15 protein-coding genes and 1 pseudogene are annotated in these 14,778 nt (G+C 51.1%); 7 read left to right on the top strand and 9 right to left on the bottom strand.

The genetic code is table 11. The annotated features are described in order from the left end of the window. The first annotated feature begins 5 nt into the window (after positions 1–5). Entirely contained in the window at positions 6–1,535 is a 1,530-nt protein-coding gene (locus tag I8J30_RS31195; RefSeq protein WP_210664268.1) for a stalk domain-containing protein, read from the top strand. Positions 1,536–1,691: 156 nt separating this feature from the next. On the opposite strand, the gene I8J30_RS31190 is transcribed toward I8J30_RS31195, so the two are convergent. Together I8J30_RS31190 and I8J30_RS31185 are read right to left on the bottom strand one after the other, a co-directional pair. Further along, a complete protein-coding gene (locus I8J30_RS31190; RefSeq protein ID WP_210664267.1) occupies positions 1,692–2,957 on the bottom strand; it encodes an MFS transporter in 1,266 nt (421 codons plus the stop codon). Positions 2,958–3,054: 97 nt separating this feature from the next. Continuing rightward, complete coding sequence (locus tag I8J30_RS31185) at positions 3,055–3,723, bottom strand: lysoplasmalogenase (RefSeq protein ID WP_240548516.1); 669 nt, start codon at positions 3,721–3,723, stop codon at positions 3,055–3,057. A gap of 286 nt (positions 3,724–4,009) precedes the next feature. Here I8J30_RS31185 and I8J30_RS31180 point away from each other — a divergent pair, with 286 nt between their 5' ends. Together I8J30_RS31180 and I8J30_RS31175 are read left to right on the top strand one after the other, a co-directional pair. After that, positions 4,010–4,159, top strand: a complete 150-nt coding sequence (locus I8J30_RS31180; RefSeq protein ID WP_210664266.1) for a hypothetical protein — start codon at positions 4,010–4,012, stop codon at positions 4,157–4,159. Next, positions 4,156–4,449, top strand: coding sequence for an MFS transporter (locus I8J30_RS31175; protein ID WP_210664265.1), 294 nt, complete (start codon positions 4,156–4,158; stop codon positions 4,447–4,449). Before I8J30_RS31180 ends, I8J30_RS31175 begins: the two co-directional genes overlap by 4 nt. A gap of 174 nt (positions 4,450–4,623) precedes the next feature. Here I8J30_RS31175 and I8J30_RS31170 read toward each other — a convergent pair whose 3' ends face one another. The 3 genes from I8J30_RS31170 to I8J30_RS31160 form a co-directional block, all read right to left on the bottom strand. Beyond that, entirely contained in the window at positions 4,624–5,100 is a 477-nt protein-coding gene (locus tag I8J30_RS31170; protein ID WP_210664264.1) for a GNAT family N-acetyltransferase, read from the bottom strand. Between the two features lie 19 nt (positions 5,101–5,119). Further along, positions 5,120–5,770 carry a GntR family transcriptional regulator gene (locus I8J30_RS31165; protein ID WP_210664263.1) on the bottom strand — a complete coding sequence of 217 codons (651 nt, stop codon included), beginning with the start codon at positions 5,768–5,770 and terminating at the stop codon, positions 5,120–5,122. Positions 5,771–5,902: 132 nt separating this feature from the next. After that, a complete protein-coding gene (locus I8J30_RS31160; protein ID WP_210664262.1) occupies positions 5,903–7,024 on the bottom strand; it encodes a tyrosine-protein phosphatase in 1,122 nt (373 codons plus the stop codon). A 327-nt stretch (positions 7,025–7,351) separates the two neighbouring features. Here I8J30_RS31160 and I8J30_RS31155 point away from each other — a divergent pair, with 327 nt between their 5' ends. Together I8J30_RS31155 and I8J30_RS31150 are read left to right on the top strand one after the other, a co-directional pair. Continuing rightward, positions 7,352–8,467: a GNAT family N-acetyltransferase gene (locus I8J30_RS31155; RefSeq protein WP_240548515.1), complete on the top strand. Its 1,116-nt coding sequence runs from the start codon at positions 7,352–7,354 to the stop codon at positions 8,465–8,467. 22 nt (positions 8,468–8,489) lie between these two features. Further along, entirely contained in the window at positions 8,490–9,449 is a 960-nt protein-coding gene (locus tag I8J30_RS31150) for a DUF4838 domain-containing protein (RefSeq protein WP_210664260.1), read from the top strand. 69 nt (positions 9,450–9,518) lie between these two features. Here I8J30_RS31150 and I8J30_RS31145 read toward each other — a convergent pair whose 3' ends face one another. The 4 genes from I8J30_RS31145 to I8J30_RS31130 all read right to left on the bottom strand — a co-directional run bounded on the left by I8J30_RS31145 (position 9,519) and on the right by I8J30_RS31130 (position 13,487). Next, positions 9,519–10,235: a VOC family protein gene (locus tag I8J30_RS31145; RefSeq protein WP_210664259.1), complete on the bottom strand. Its 717-nt coding sequence runs from the start codon at positions 10,233–10,235 to the stop codon at positions 9,519–9,521. Between the two features lie 137 nt (positions 10,236–10,372). Next, positions 10,373–11,689: an ABC transporter substrate-binding protein gene (locus tag I8J30_RS31140; protein ID WP_210664258.1), complete on the bottom strand. Its 1,317-nt coding sequence runs from the start codon at positions 11,687–11,689 to the stop codon at positions 10,373–10,375. Between the two features lie 71 nt (positions 11,690–11,760). Beyond that, entirely contained in the window at positions 11,761–12,594 is an 834-nt protein-coding gene (locus I8J30_RS31135; protein ID WP_177246148.1) for a carbohydrate ABC transporter permease, read from the bottom strand. After that, positions 12,591–13,487 (bottom strand): carbohydrate ABC transporter permease, encoded by an 897-nt coding sequence (locus tag I8J30_RS31130; protein WP_240548514.1) that lies wholly within the window; start codon positions 13,485–13,487, stop codon positions 12,591–12,593. Before I8J30_RS31130 ends, I8J30_RS31135 begins: the two co-directional genes overlap by 4 nt. 178 nt (positions 13,488–13,665) lie before the next feature. On the opposite strand from I8J30_RS31130, the gene I8J30_RS31125 reads away from it, so the two are divergent. After that, a complete protein-coding gene (locus I8J30_RS31125; protein ID WP_210664257.1) occupies positions 13,666–14,505 on the top strand; it encodes an AraC family transcriptional regulator in 840 nt (279 codons plus the stop codon). A 15-nt stretch (positions 14,506–14,520) separates the two neighbouring features. Continuing rightward, positions 14,521–14,703, top strand: a pseudogene (locus I8J30_RS34335) (hypothetical protein); the annotation flags it as partial. Positions 14,704–14,778 lie beyond the last annotated feature (75 nt).

Here is a 14,778-nt window from a genome sequence, read left to right as displayed (position 1 = left end):
TTGGTATGGCAATACTCATTGTTAGCGGAAGCTTTGCACCGATCGTAAAAGCAGAAGGGCAGCTGAACCCTATCTCTGTTCATGTGAATGGTTCGGCCGTTCCGATGACGGCAACACCTTATGTCGATCAAGGCGTGACGATGGTTCCGTTCAGGGCGATATTCGAAGCGCTGAACTTGAAGATTGATTGGGACAAGAAGTCACGGACCGTTACCGGTTGGAATGCCTATACTCGAATCGAACTCAAGGTTGGCAGCTTAGCTGCCAAAGTGAACGGGAACCAAACCATGATGCAAACACCGGCTGAGATCAAGGATGGAGCTGTTTATGTTCCTTTGCGATTTGTGGGGGAAGAGACGGGGAATAGGGTTACTTGGCATGCAGCAGCCCGTAACATCGATATTCAAGCCGGAAATACGATGAAGGGGCAGGTATACACAGCCGATGGCAAAGGATATAGTAGCGGAAAACATGTCCAATTGCTGAAGCTGAATGGTAATGAGCTGCTGAGCGTTGCGGAGGCCGTAACCGGCCCGAAGGGAGACTTTCATTTTGTAGGGCTTGAGAATGGGAGCGATTATTATGTTCAAGGCAGCTGGTCAGAAAATGCTGACATCGTGACTTGCGCCTTTAAATTTCGCCTCTCAGGCAACTGCGCTTGGCTGGGTTCAGATGACCGCCACGCTACGGTCCGAGTACTGTCACCGGACGGAAATCCAATCATCGATAATGAAATGGGATTCGACGTATCCGAGAACGGTATGGTGACTAGCTTCATGGCGCAGCAACAGACCGAATATGTAACCGATCTGTTACAGGATGGCCGTACTTATACGATTACGGCACGGTTATCTCAGGCTTTGTCTGAAAGATATGCTATCCCTGCATCTTATACCTTCACCTATCATGCCGGAGATAAGGTGAAGCATGAGTTCGTTCTGGCGAATTTGCCCGATGCTCAAGTAACCGGACGATTGATTGATGATACAGGCAAGCCGATTGCCGGAATTCGCGTCTCGTTTAGTCCTAAATCCGGCTCCTCTGACCATGAAGCCGTTGTAACCAAGCAGGACGGGAGCTTCTCGCTCCGGGGGCTCGAAAAGGGGCATACTTACTGGTTTAATGTGTTTGTACCGATTCCGAAGAGATGGGAAACCGGAGAACCGGCCATAGGTGACTTCATGCCGCCATCCTTGCGCGAATTCACGTATGACGGCTCGCCGCTTGCTATGGGAAACGTTAAGTTGTACCGCATTCAGCTGATAGCAAAAGTCGTTGATGGAAATGGTAAACCGCAATCCGGGCTCGCCTTGCTACAAGACGCGAATGGGAAGAATACCGGGCAATCTTTTTTTACCGGTAAAGGTTACGTTGCTGCGGGAGGGATGACCGAAGGGGAGTCTTATACTTGGAAAGTACTTATTGGTGATTTTGTTCATAACGATGGGAGTACCAGAGTCATTAGTACCTCTGAGAGTATATACTCCTTTATTTTCAAACCGGGGCTGGAAGCACACACGTTTACAGGGAATTAGCGTGATCAGCTAAATGTACAGACGAATATTTAAAAGGGGAGTCGCGTAACCGCCGACTCCCTTTTGCCTTATTTATTCGATGGCTCTTTGGCCGTCAGCGCTTTGTTCTTCTCAAAAATCCCGTCGTGGGATTCATCGAACTCGATTCCCCATCGTTCACTGCGCTTCAACCGCAACGGGAACCGGATCCTTGATTCGGTACAAAGGCAGTAGAAACACAATGCCGATCAGGAACATCGCAGCGGAGCATTGATAGGTCCAAGAGAGCGTCAAGCTGTCCTTCAGGAAGCCCGATATGCTCATCGTAACAACCATCGCTCCCATGAACATAGGAGTCAGAATGCCATTCACGCGTCCGACGAATGTCTCTTCCGTCTTGTTCAGAATGAGCGTATTAATGCCGATCTGCAGGGCTGGCATGAAGAGGCCGATCATGGCTTCCATCGCCAGCGTGAGCCAGAACCTCTCGGAGAATCCCATGATCGATACGCCGATTCCGGTGACCAGCATGCCCCATAAAACAAGCGTTTGCGGAGCGACCTTGTTCGAGAACACCATCGATAACCCTCCGCCGACAAGCATAGCTGCGCCGTTGGCCGCAAAGAGCCATTGCAGATTGCCCTTCGGCAAGCCAAGCTGCTCGGTGATCAGAAACACGGCAAGCGTATGAATGACGCCGATGCCAAGCCCTGCGGCGAGGAAAGAGCCGCCCAAAGCGACGAGCGCTTTACGATGAAGAACGTAGTCGAGCCCCATCTTCATCTCCGTCCAAATCGACGTCCCTTTATCGATTTTCTCTTCGTTCCGGTCCGGAGGCAGCAGCGTAAGCACAGCGGCAGAGACGAGGAACATGGCGCAGACGATGCCCATCGACCAGTAGATGTTCAATTGTTCGAATACGAATGTGCCCAGAATCGGGCCCAAAATCATGAATACCGCCATCATGGTCTGGAACAAGGCCATGCCGGCCTGCATTTGCTCTCCCGGCACGTGCAGCTTGAACAGCTTCATGCTGGAAGGCTGAGAGAATTGCGACAGAATCGCCGAGACGAACGTAGCGAAGAATATCGACTGCCAAGAGCCATAAAGCAAGGTGAGCAAAATAACGAAGATGGATATCGCACTAAGCAGGTCGCATAATACCATGGTCCGCTTAGGCTTCCATCGATCGGCGAACGCGCCGCCGATGAACGAGAAAACGAAGATCGGCGCGAACTCCGCTACCGATACCAACGAGACGGCAAGCGCGTCCCCGTCGGTCATTTCGACGACAAACAAGAGCACCGCGAAGTTGCGCACCCAAATGCCAATCTGCATGAATACGCCTGCTGATAAAATAGCTTGAATAAAACGGTTTCTCAGCATGGAGCCCATAGAGGGCTTAGGTTCTGATGAAGGACTATTTGTTACAGGGAGTTCCATGTGTAAAATTCATCCTTTCCTAGCAAAATAGTAGATCATATGTTCGATTCTACTATAATTATGTCTATTACGGAACGAGAACATACGCTTAAGACTATTAAAATTTTGCGTGAAATTGAGGAGTGGTAGAAAGCGACGCTGATGGTTCCTTCAAGCTATTGGCAATGAAGAATTGGGCCGCATAGTAGGTAGCCATAATCCAGATGTCGGAGTGGGAAATGTCAGAAACGAACATGTTCCAAGACAGAAGGGAGTCGGAGGCCAAGAAGAGCAGGGAGCCGATTACAGCATAACCATTGCCGGTTAGAATCGCCGTCCAGGCCATCGCGGAGATAACCGTTACATAGAGAAGAACGGGGGCGATGAGTCCGCTCTGCCCGCTGTCCTGCAGGGCATGAACAAGCTGTATACTCATATACCCGGCATAGATGGCAATTGGAATGAAGGTCATGGCACGTGGCCAAGAGAACCGCATGCGCCGAATGAAGGATGCTGTGTAAAACAGGTGTCCGATCAGAAATGCAGAGAGCCCGGCAACGAACCATTTCATCAACCCGTCACCGCACATGGAGAAGAGCAAACCGAGCAAGAGCAGCGAATGCTTTTGCTGCCGGGAAGCCGGGCAGAGCAAGTAGGCATACGTTATGATGAGGGCCATAGGAATCAGCTTGAATACCAGCTTCAAGCCTTCGGGTTCAGGCGGAATGATGAAAATATAAGAGAGGCTCATAAGTCCAATGGCATACGGAAGCAGGTTGCGGATCAAGGGGAGCTCCTCCTATAGAAAATGTGGTTGGTCTACTTGATTCTGCATAGGTCAACCAGTCTCCTGCCTAGTGTAGGCGTTATCGGAAGAGGAATAATTGAGATGACGGTGAATAGATTTGAGGATATCTATTTTAGCTGCAATAGGAGGCGCATTTCGTGTTGGCACAGCAAACAACGAATCGTAAGATCGTAACGATCGGCTTACTGGCGCGATGAATTCCGGTTTCACGCTAATGCCGATGTGCTTGGCCTGGCCATTTGCAGCTACTTTGACGGGCAGGCTCATGTTTAAGCACGGACCCCGCCTCTTTATTATCTCCGGAGCGGTAATCGTTAGTGCAGGCTGCCTGTGGCTGATGTTCATTGACGCCGATTCGGCGTACGCGAATTTGGTCGGCATCTTAATCGTCATTGGTTTCGGCATGGCTTGTTGACAACACCTATTCTCGTGCTGATTCAGAACGCGGTCGACTGGAGCCAACGGGGAGTGGCCGCCTCGACGAATTCGCTTATGAACGCGCTTGGGCAGACCGTTGGCGTCGCGCTGCTCGGCACGCTATTCAACAATGCCGCGAAGGGGCTTGAGGTAAAACAACCCGCGCATGGTATGCATGTCGTTTTCGTGGCGATCTTTGCCATTACCATCGCGATTGTGCTCGTTATCGGATTATTGCCGTCACGTCGCAAAGAAACGGGCAATTCGCAGCCCAGCGTGTCGGGTTAAAGGCTAAGGGCGCCCATGTGGGCGCCCCTGCAAATAACGTCTGTCACAACCGTTAGATTTTCAAAAAGTCTATTTTTCATCAAATAGCCGCGCTGACAACCGTTACAGTTTTGTTCATGCAGAAGTTTAGTCAAAAAGCGGCTGTCGAGACTTTCTCGGGCAGGCCGGGCGCCTTTATCCGTTCAACTGCTTGATATACCAGGCATCGCAAGCATAATGCTCCGTGCCTGCAAGCGGCTCATCGAGTTGTACGAAGCCATGTTTGGCATAGAATCGATTGGCAGCCACCATAGTCGTCAAGGTTTCCAAGTAGCATTGCCGATAATGAATACGCGCAAAGGCCAGTGCTTCGTCTAACAGAGCGGCTGCCGCGCCTGTACCCCTTGCCTCCTGCAGCAAGTACATCTTCTGCAGCTCACATACTTCGCTCGATTCCGCAAAAGGCGCAATGCCGCATCCCCCAACGATTTTGCCATCCTGCTCAACGACCCAATAGGCTCGTCCTTCGGCGTTATAGTAATCAGCCAAATGGCTTAAGCTCTCATCCTCCCAAGCTAACCCGGCTCTGTTGCCGCCAAATTCGATTAGGCATTCCCGTATAATTCGTTCGATCGCCGCGTTGTCGCTTGGCTGCAGGTTTCGAATGTTCACTTTAAACAACCCCTGGGTTCTACAATCTCGACATGCGCAGCATGCGCTGTCGGTTATGGGCATAGGATTCGTTGGCGATTTCGCGAAAACGATCGTAATCGCCAGCTGCAATCGCATCGTAGATCGATTGATTCAACCGGTTGGCGGAATAGTGCGGCTCGTGGGGCGTTAATTTGAAATTAATGGTGGCGAAGAGGATGAGTTGTTTGACGCCGGCATCGACGATTTTCGCGATAACTCCGTTATTCATGACATTGAGCAGGCATTCAGAGAACTTCATAGAGCTCTCAAGGTACTGCGTATAAGCATTATTCCGCTCGGCGTCGAGTTGACGGTTCAAATGCTCCTGCAGATGCTTAAGATCCGGTTCTACCACGCCATCTTTCAATAGTGCGATTGCCTGCATTTGAAACAGATACAGCACCTCCATGGTGTCGATGACTTCTTTCATGGAGATCTCTTTGACGAGCACGCCTCTATTCTTCAGCGTAACGAGCAGCCCTTCGTGTTCGAGACGAGAAATCGCCGCGCGTATGGGTGTACGACTCATATTTAGGGTTTCGGACAATTCATTCTCGGATAGAAGCGAACCTGGCATGAATTCACCGGTTCGAATTTGGGTGTTTATATAGTCGTACGCGGTATCTATTAATGTTGAATTCGCCATCATTGCACATTCCTCTCCGTCTGGCACTCCTCTGTATATTATGACAAGCAAGGGACTCTCTGCAAACTCAGCTGACGAAAAAGCGAGATCAAAAAGGAGTCGTCCCGCAACCGGGGCGACTCCTTACTTGTTAGATTATTCGGTGTACATCGCTTTCAGCTTAGCGCGTTCTTCTTTTGTAATGCCAAGGCCTGTCTCCAGGAACGCATCAATGGAGCCGTACTTCGCCTTCATCTCGTCAAGGGCAGCTTGAAGGAATTCTTTCTGAACGCCCATCAGCGCCGTAATGGCAGCAACCACGTTCTCGTCTTTCACTTGCTGCTTGACGCCTTCGATCATTTTCTTGTTCGCATCTGCACGATAGAAGTTGCTGAGCAGGTAATCGTCCATTACCGTTTTCTCGTCTACGCCAAGCGTCAGCAGAATAATTGCGGAGCCCAAACCTGTGCGGTCTTTGCCTGCTGTGCAGTGCTGCAAGAGAGCCGCTTTGTTCGGATCGTTAAGCAGATCCATCAATTGCACGTAAAACTTCGGAGCGTCGACCATTTGCTTGTTGAAGCCCGCCATCATTTGAACGGCGGAAGCGGCGTCTTTCATCATGCCGGAGGCAATCATCGCGTTCATATCGGCCGTTGAACCGGCGTTTCCTGCATCCGTACGGACGTTGTTGACGCCCGGGATTACCGGATCCGGCAGAGCTTTCACTTCCGCATCGGTACGGTAGTCGACGTTGGTCTTAATGCCCATCTCTTGAATTGCCTTAAGGTCCGCATCCGTCAAATGGCCGAGCTCTTCGCCGCGGAACAGCTTGCCCCATTTTACCGTTTTGCCGTCTGTTGTTTGATAACCGCCGAGGTCGCGGAAGTTAAATGCGCCTTGCAGGTTGACTTTGCGCTCAGCCGTCTCGATCGTAGCGCTGTTACCGCCTTTTACGAGGAAATAAATCCGGGACCCCGGCTTAGGATCCGCTGTTACAAAACCGTTAAATGCCGAATATGTCTTAGCCAGCAATTTACCGTTCTTCTCGATGTTGTCCGGGGAAGTGCTCCAGTATACCTTAGCCGCGCCGAGGTCGGCATCGGCTTTCCAACGCACGATCAATTTCCCTTGGGCCGTGCGTTCAACGCTTGCTTGCGTGAAGGCACCGGCTTTCTTAGCGATTGGCGCGGCCGCGAAGCCGGATGCAGGAGCAACAATGGCACCGACGAGCAAAGATGCGGATAAAACAGCTGTTGTAAGTTTCGAAATGTTCTTCATTATGATGTACCCTCCCTGAAAGTTCAACGTGTCTACAAGTAAAGTACAAGTTGTATATTTTCGAGAGATCATAAAATTGTAAATGTTTTATGTAGCTATGCGGTGTATTTTTTTGTAGCGTTTTGTCAATTCGTTGCTGCTGTTGGCGTGCATGAAGTCTGCGTATCGTTAGGAAAACGATGAAGGATTTGTCGAAAGTACTGCATTATCCGGAGGCTCCACTTGGGGGATTCGTTTTTCGGTATAATGGATGTAGTTTGAGGTCAGAGGCTTGAATGAATTTGAAATCATAGATTTAATCCTTATACAGAGGGAGTTATGAATGTGATGGAATATAGAAAGGCAAGACCCGATGAGCGTGAGGCGTATATCGATCTGGCCAACTATGCCTTTAAAATCGATGTCGAAGCCGTGCTGCCCAAAGTGTACAGCAAGGACATCGAGTCTTCGTCTATCCACATGGTGGCTGCGGATGAGCAGGGTCGGCTGCGCGCGCAGGTAGCCATTTATCCGGAGCCGATGAACGTAAGCGGCATTTCGCTGCGGGCCGGATACTTGGGGATCGTGTCGGTGCATCCGCGAGCTCGCGGGGAAGGGCATATGAAGGTGCTCATGAACAAGTGGCTGGAGGAAGCGCCGGAATTGTACGATATGGTCGTTCTATACGGTCAGCGGCAGCGGTACGAGTATTTCGATTTTACCCTCGGCGGGGTGAAGATCAAGTATTCGGTAGGAGAGGTCAATTGCCGCCATGCCTTAAGCGATGCGAACGTGAACGGGCTGTCGTTCCGGCCATTGTTTGAAGTCGATGGCGCAGCAGCCTTTGCACGCAAGCTGAACGATGCTCGGCCGGCATTCGTTCATCGTGAAGAGCAGTACATGTCGCATATCTTGAATGGACTCGAGCAGAAGGCAATCGGCGTACTGGATGGGGACAAGCTAATTGGCTATATTGTCGTTAACAAAGCGGGGAATGAAGTAACGGAGCTGGCGATGGCAGATGTGAACGACGTTCCGCGTGCAATAAAGGGGTATTTGGCGCATTCGGGTCAGGAATGGATCGCTGTGTTCGCTCCTGAGTATGAGACGGAGCTGAATGCAAGCCTGAGCAGCTTTGCGGAAAATTACGCGATCGGGACATCCGACAGCTACCACATTATAAACTTTGCCCGCGTGCTTGAAGCTTATTTGACGCTTGCATATCGGACCACAGGACTTGCGCCCGGCGAATTCACCGCTGTACTGGACGGACAACCCGTTACGGCTCGCGTGGATGAGAACGGCGTGACGGTTGAGCGGTCAGCTAAGCCCGGCGCAATTGCGCTGGACAAGAAGCAAGCACAGACGCTTCTGCTTACACCGCAAGGTCGTTATACGGGGGCTAACGTGCCTGCCGGATGGTTTCCGCTTCCGATTTATTGGTATACGGCGGATAAATTTTAACAGCTCAGAGGAGACAATCAACATGAAAGAAGATAAACGCGGCATACTCATACTACCTGAGGAGGTTGGCCCCTATTGGGCGGACCTGATTGCCCGTTCGGGCCTTAATCTGGTGGGCATCCATCCGGGCTGGGGAGCAGGAGCGCTTGAGGAGCTCGAGAACATGCTGGATGTTGTGAAAACGCCGGTGTTTGAGCAGTTTGCGGAACGGATGAAGGAGCTGAACGTGGACCTCGAATTCGAATCCCACGCTATGTCATGGCTCGTTCCGCGAGCGCTCTTCTCCGAGCATCCCGACTGGTTCCGGCTGGATGAGTCCGGGAATCGCAATCCGGACTTTAACTTGTGTGCTTCGAACAAGGCGGCGCTTGCATTCTTAGAGGAGCGGTCTGAAGAACTGGCTCGGGCGTTGCCTACACGATCGGGGCGCTATTATTTCTGGATCGACGACGTGACCAACAGTGCCTGCCACTGTGAGGAATGCCGGACGTTGTCCACGTCCGACCAGGCGATGATGTTCTACAATCATATCCTGCGGGGGATTCGGCGGTTCGATGAGACGGCCGAGCATTGTTATCTGGCATACCAGGATACGATCCAAGCGCCGGTGAAGGTACAGCCCGACCCTGGTATCTTCCTGGAGTATGCGCCTATTTACCGGAATTCCGCTGTTGCGATCCATGATCCGAATTGCCCGGAGAATTATAAGGAGCTCGAGCACCTGCCCGGTCTGCTGCAGCTATTCGGACAGGAAGGCGCTCAAATTCTGGAATACTGGATGGATAATTCCCGGTTTCTAAAATGGACCAAACCTTTGCAAGCATTGCCTTTCTACGAAGAGGTCATCCGTCAGGATGCGGAGTACTATCGGAGCCTAGGGTTCAGCCGGCAGACCAGCTTCGGTGTATGGTTAGGCGAGGACTACGCGCAGGAGTTCGGAGAGCCGCCGATTATCGCTTATGCTCGTGCTATAGGGGAATAAGGATGAAACGAAAAACAGAGCACGGTGATCCAAACACCGTCGCTCTGTTTTTTATTGTCTGCAAGAGAGTTATTCGCCGTTCAGGATGTCGTCATATTGCTGAGAAATTCTTTTCCAATCGGCAGTATCATTATTTCCGTCGGCAAGTAGCCTCTTTAGGCGATCGTTTAACGCCGGATCGGCGACGTTATGACGGTGCAGTTGGATGTCCAACGCAACAAGCAGGATTTTAGCTAAATCCATGCTTCCGACGTCCAACGTATTGAGATCTGAAGGGAAAAACTTCTCCAGCATAATGGATGCCGACTTGCTGTCTTCTTTGGAATACATCAAATCGAATAGGGTCTCGAAGGGGTTGACCCATGCCTCGCTCTCGATGGTTCGAAAGAAGGCGGGGTTGGCAAGTTCGACATTCGGCGTTCCGACAAACAGCGTATTTCCGCCCATATCCGTAATGATAAATCTTCGATCTTCCGCCAAGTCCTTCAACTTCGATATGCGGGGAATGCCGGAGCGGGGGATTTTCCCGATCGCTTGTTTCAAGCCGGCAGTGAAAGCCTCATAGAGACGATTGACGTCATCGACTTGCACGTAGCACATTTGCGGATTTTCGGCGGGAAATATCTTCTTGCTTACATAGAAATGAATCTCCAGCTGGCCATACTTTACAACGGCATACGGGTGCGGACGATTCGAGTTATACACGGTTTCGAAGCCCAAATGTTCGTAGAAGGCAATCTGTTCCCTAATGGAGGGACACGGCAAAATGGGTTTGATTTGATTCATTCCATAAGCCCCTTTCATTCGTTAATGTTGCTGCTATCTCTATCGTACAACATTCATGCAAATGATAAGGTTTGATCACAATGAAACAATAAGAAGCGCTCCTAATTAACGGAAGCGCCTCTTGTTATTACCGGTCTTTATTTCTTCTTGCTCAATATGGCGTCGATTTCCTCAGCGATCTTTTTGGCGCCTTCTTCCGGCGTCACTTTCTTATTGAGAATTTGGTCGCCGTAAGTGATATACACCTGATCCTCTTCCGCCGTCGTTTCCGTAAATTGATACAGTTTGCCTTTTTCCAGCATTTGCGAAATGATTTTGGCGTTGGACGGCATCCCTTCGGCATTCAGGATTTCCTTCTTGTCGACGACGCTCGGCCTTGGGGGGATAATGCCTCGGCTTGCGGCATCATCCGCGTAGGAATCCGGTGTCGAGAGCGCTTCGATAACGGCCCACGCTTCGTCGGGATGCTTCGTGTCCTTGGAGATTGAGAAGCCCGAGTTGTGAATATAGGTCGTCAGCGGATCGATATCGCCGCCGGCCACCGGCATTGGCGCCACATTCCATTTGAACGGCAGCGTCTTATAACCGCCAATCGCCCAAGAGAAGTTTGCTTCCATCGCGATTTTGCCAGTCGCAAAAGACATGCCCGTTACGTCCTGCCCGCCGCTGGCAGGCGAAGGAGCGACGCCGTATTTGTTGGACAGCTCGCTTGTAAACGCAAGCGAAGCGATGACTTTCGGATCGTTGAATGCCGATTTCGAGCTGTCCTCGTTCAAGTAATTGCCTCCGTTGGTGAACACCCAGGCGCTGTACCACCATGGCCCAATCCCCGGATAGCTGGTGCCGAATTGCGTAACGCGGTCGCCGTCTTTAAGCGTCAGCTTCTGCGCGGCATCCAAGTAAGTGTCCCATGTCCAGTTGCCTGCCTCGTACAATTCCCAAGGCGTCTTCAAGCCGGCCGCCTTGAACATATCTTCGTTGTAGAAGAAGAGTGCCGTATTCAAGTCCTGCGGAATGCCGTATTGCTTGCCGTCATATTGATAAAATTCCAATGAAGCCGGATAGAAGTCGTCCTTGTTGAACGTCGAGCTGGCTTCGATATAGGAGTTCATATCGAGCAGCTTGCCTTGACTGGCGAATTTCTTGAGCGGCTCGCTCATGAACAGAACGTCCGGCTGCGTGCCGCCGGCGAACATCGTCGTCACCTTATCCCAGTACTCGCCGCCCGGTATCGGGGTCACTTGCACTTCGATATTGAGCGACTTGTCTAAATATTTATCGATGCGGGCTTTCAGCACCTTCGTCGCATTCTCATCGCCGGTGTACGTCATGGTAATGGTGACTTTGTCATCGGACTTGCCCGAGTTTGAGCATGCTGCTGCGAAGACGAGCGAGCTTACAGCCGCGAACACGAACATGAAACGACTCCACTTTCCAATTGACAGCGTTTTCATTTTTCGTTGCCTCCCCTTATTATTCTAATGCTTCTCGAAACCGGCAGAGCTCTCGAACATTCCCCCTCTCGTTACCCTTTGATTCCGGAGACGACCACGCCTTGGATCATTTTCCGCTGGAATAAGAAGAAAATCGTAACGGTCGGAATGAGCGCGATGACCGAAGCCGCCATCAGCAGATGCCACTCCACGGTGTGCAAGCCTCGCAGCGCGTTAATGCCCAATTGAATCGTCCGCAGCCGCTCGGAGTTGATATAAATGAGCGGTCCCAGAAAGTCGTTCCATACGCCGTTGAAGGAGAAAATCGTCACGACGCCAATGACGGGCAACGACATCGGGATGATAATGCGGATGAAGGTGTTCCAATAGCCGCAGCCGTCGATTTTGGCGGCATCATTGTACTCCTTGGCAATATTCATGAAAAACTGCCGGTACAGGAAGATGTAGAAGGGCGTGCCGAAAAAGGCGGGCGCGATCAAAGGCAGGTACGTATCCAGCCAGCCGATCTCCTTGAAAATGATGAACTGGGGCACCAAGGTCGTATGATAAGGGATCATCATGGTCGACAGCATGACGATGAACAGCGCGCCGCGGCCGGGAAAACGCAAATTGGCGAACCCGTAGCCGACCATCGCGGAAGAGAAGACGGTGCCGCAGACGACGAACACGGCGATGAACAGCGTGTTTAGAAAATATTTGCCGAACGGCAAGATCCGAAAGATATCCGGATAATTGGACCAGCGGAAGCGGGAGGGAATGACCTCCGGCGGGAAAATAAACACGTCCGCGTACGGCTTGATCGAGGTCGTAATCATCCACCAGAGCGGGACGAGCAGGAAAAAGGCGCCCATCGCGATAACGATATAGACAATTGTTTTTTGCAGCCGTTCAGCGGTTGACTTCATCCCCGATGCTCCTCTCCGGACGCATAATAGACCCATCTTCTCGAGGTCGCGAATAAGAGGAGCGTCATGAACAGAATGATTAAGAACAGCACCCAGGCAAGAGCGGAGGCATACCCCATTTTGAAAAACTTAAAGGCGTTCTGATACAAATACATCGCATAGAAAAGCGTAGCGTTGTCGGGCCCGCCATTGGTAATCACGTAAGCTTCGGTAAAGGTCTGGAATGCGCTGATCATTCCGATGATCAGATTGAAGAAGATGACGGACGTCATCATCGGGATCGTGATTTTCCAGAGCTTCTTCCACTTGCTGCAGCCGTCGATTTCGGCCGCCTCATACAATTCGGTCGGGATGCCCTGCAGTCCGGCCAAGTAAATAATCATGCCGCCTCCCGCACCCCAGATGCTCATAATGACGAGGGAAGGGAGCGCCCAGGTCGGACTGGCGATCCAGCCGGGGCCTTGGATGCCGACGTAAGAGAGGAGCAGATTGATGACGCCGAAATCCGGATTCAGCACCCACATCCACATGAGCGAAACCGCGACGCCGGATAGAATGGCGGGAAAATAGTAAATCGTGCGCCAAATGGATAAGCCCTTTATCTTCTGATTGAGCAGGAGCGCAATGCTGAAGCCGAACACGATGCCGAGCGGAACGGCGGTAACGACGTAGATGACCGTAACTCTCAGCGAGATCCAGAACTTCTTGTCATGAAGAAGCGTGTTATAATTTTCCGCTCCGATCCACTTGGACGGCGTAAGCAAGTCCCAGTCCGTCATGCTTACATAGAACGCGGTTATGAGCGCGCCGAGCACGAATACAATGAACCCGACAATCCACGGAGCGATAAACAAATAACCTGCGACTGCCTCTCGTTTGGCCTCTTTACCCAATGCCCTGTTCACCTCGCGCTGCGTTGAATTCGTATTTGTTTTGCAGTTTCAATGCCGGCAAAGAAAGCGCTTGCGGCACCTGGTAACCCGAGTATATGATAATTTGTAAGCGCCTTGCAGATAGCATACTGGACTAAAAGATATGGGCTTTTGTTTTTATAACAAAGGAGTGAGCTCTTTGTCCCAATCGCTTTTTGTCGAACCGTTTCTGCCGTTTGTGCGTGGTGTAATCAACTTCGATTTGAAGCGGGGCGAAACGTTCTCCTATCCGCTGCATCATCATCCGGATATCGCGCAGCTGCTGCTTATTACCGAGGGCAGCGGATCGTTCCTGATTGACGGCAAAATCTATAAGGCCGGTCCGAGGACTATGCTTGTCTACGATACCGGCGTATGGCATGAGGAGCTGTCGGATGCGTCGGAACCGTTTAAGGCGATCTCCATCTCCTTTAACGCTTTTCAGCTGACTGACTTAGCGCCGGGAACTTTCATCAAGCCCGGAGCAAGCCCTGTGATTGAGCTTGGCGACCGCTACGAGGAGGCGTTATCTCTGTCGCGTATCATCTTGCGTTTGGCAGAAGACCCCTATGTGCCCGCCGGGCTAAGCATTCGTTATTATGTGGCCATTCTGTTGATTGAGCTTGCCAAGCTTGTCCATAACGGCTTTATTAAGGAAACGTCAACAAGCACCGACCGAACGGTTGCCGCGATTAAGCAATACATTCACAATCATTACATGGACGCCATTACGCTGGATCAGTTGTCGAAAGCGTCTTTTTTCAGTCCCGGATATACGTGCCGGGTATTCAGTCAATCCGAGGGGATCAGTCCTATTCAATATTTGGTCGGCTACCGGATGGAGGTGGCCAAGCATTACTTGCGGACAGAGAGAGAACCGGTGTATCGAATCGCCGAGCTGGTCGGCTATCAGAGCGAAACCCACTTCAAGAACGTGTTTAAGAAAACGATCGGTCTGCCGCCGCACAAATACAGAAAGATGCACCGATTAGAAGGGTAGGCAAACGGCTATGCCGGCTTTACGCTGGGAGCGATCGCGGAACTGCTGAAGATCAGCAAAGGCGTAGTCACGTATCATTTTTCGCAAAAGGATCAGATCATACAGGAGCTTGTAGAAAGTTTATATCACGATTCGGCGGCGTTTATGGCTAGCCATATGCCATGCTTACGTCGACCTGTGGTGCGTTGTCGGAAATAATGCCAGAAATCTGTACGATCGCTTAGGCTTCGAGGAAAAATACACGATGCAATTTGTACGGAAGACGCTATAGAT

The organism is Paenibacillus lignilyticus, assembly GCF_017942085.1.
In the GTDB taxonomy this organism is placed as follows: domain Bacteria; phylum Bacillota; class Bacilli; order Paenibacillales; family Paenibacillaceae; genus Paenibacillus_Z; species Paenibacillus_Z lignilyticus.
The sequence above is the reverse complement of the archived record's forward strand: the minus strand, read 5'-3'. Positions and strand labels throughout refer to the sequence as shown.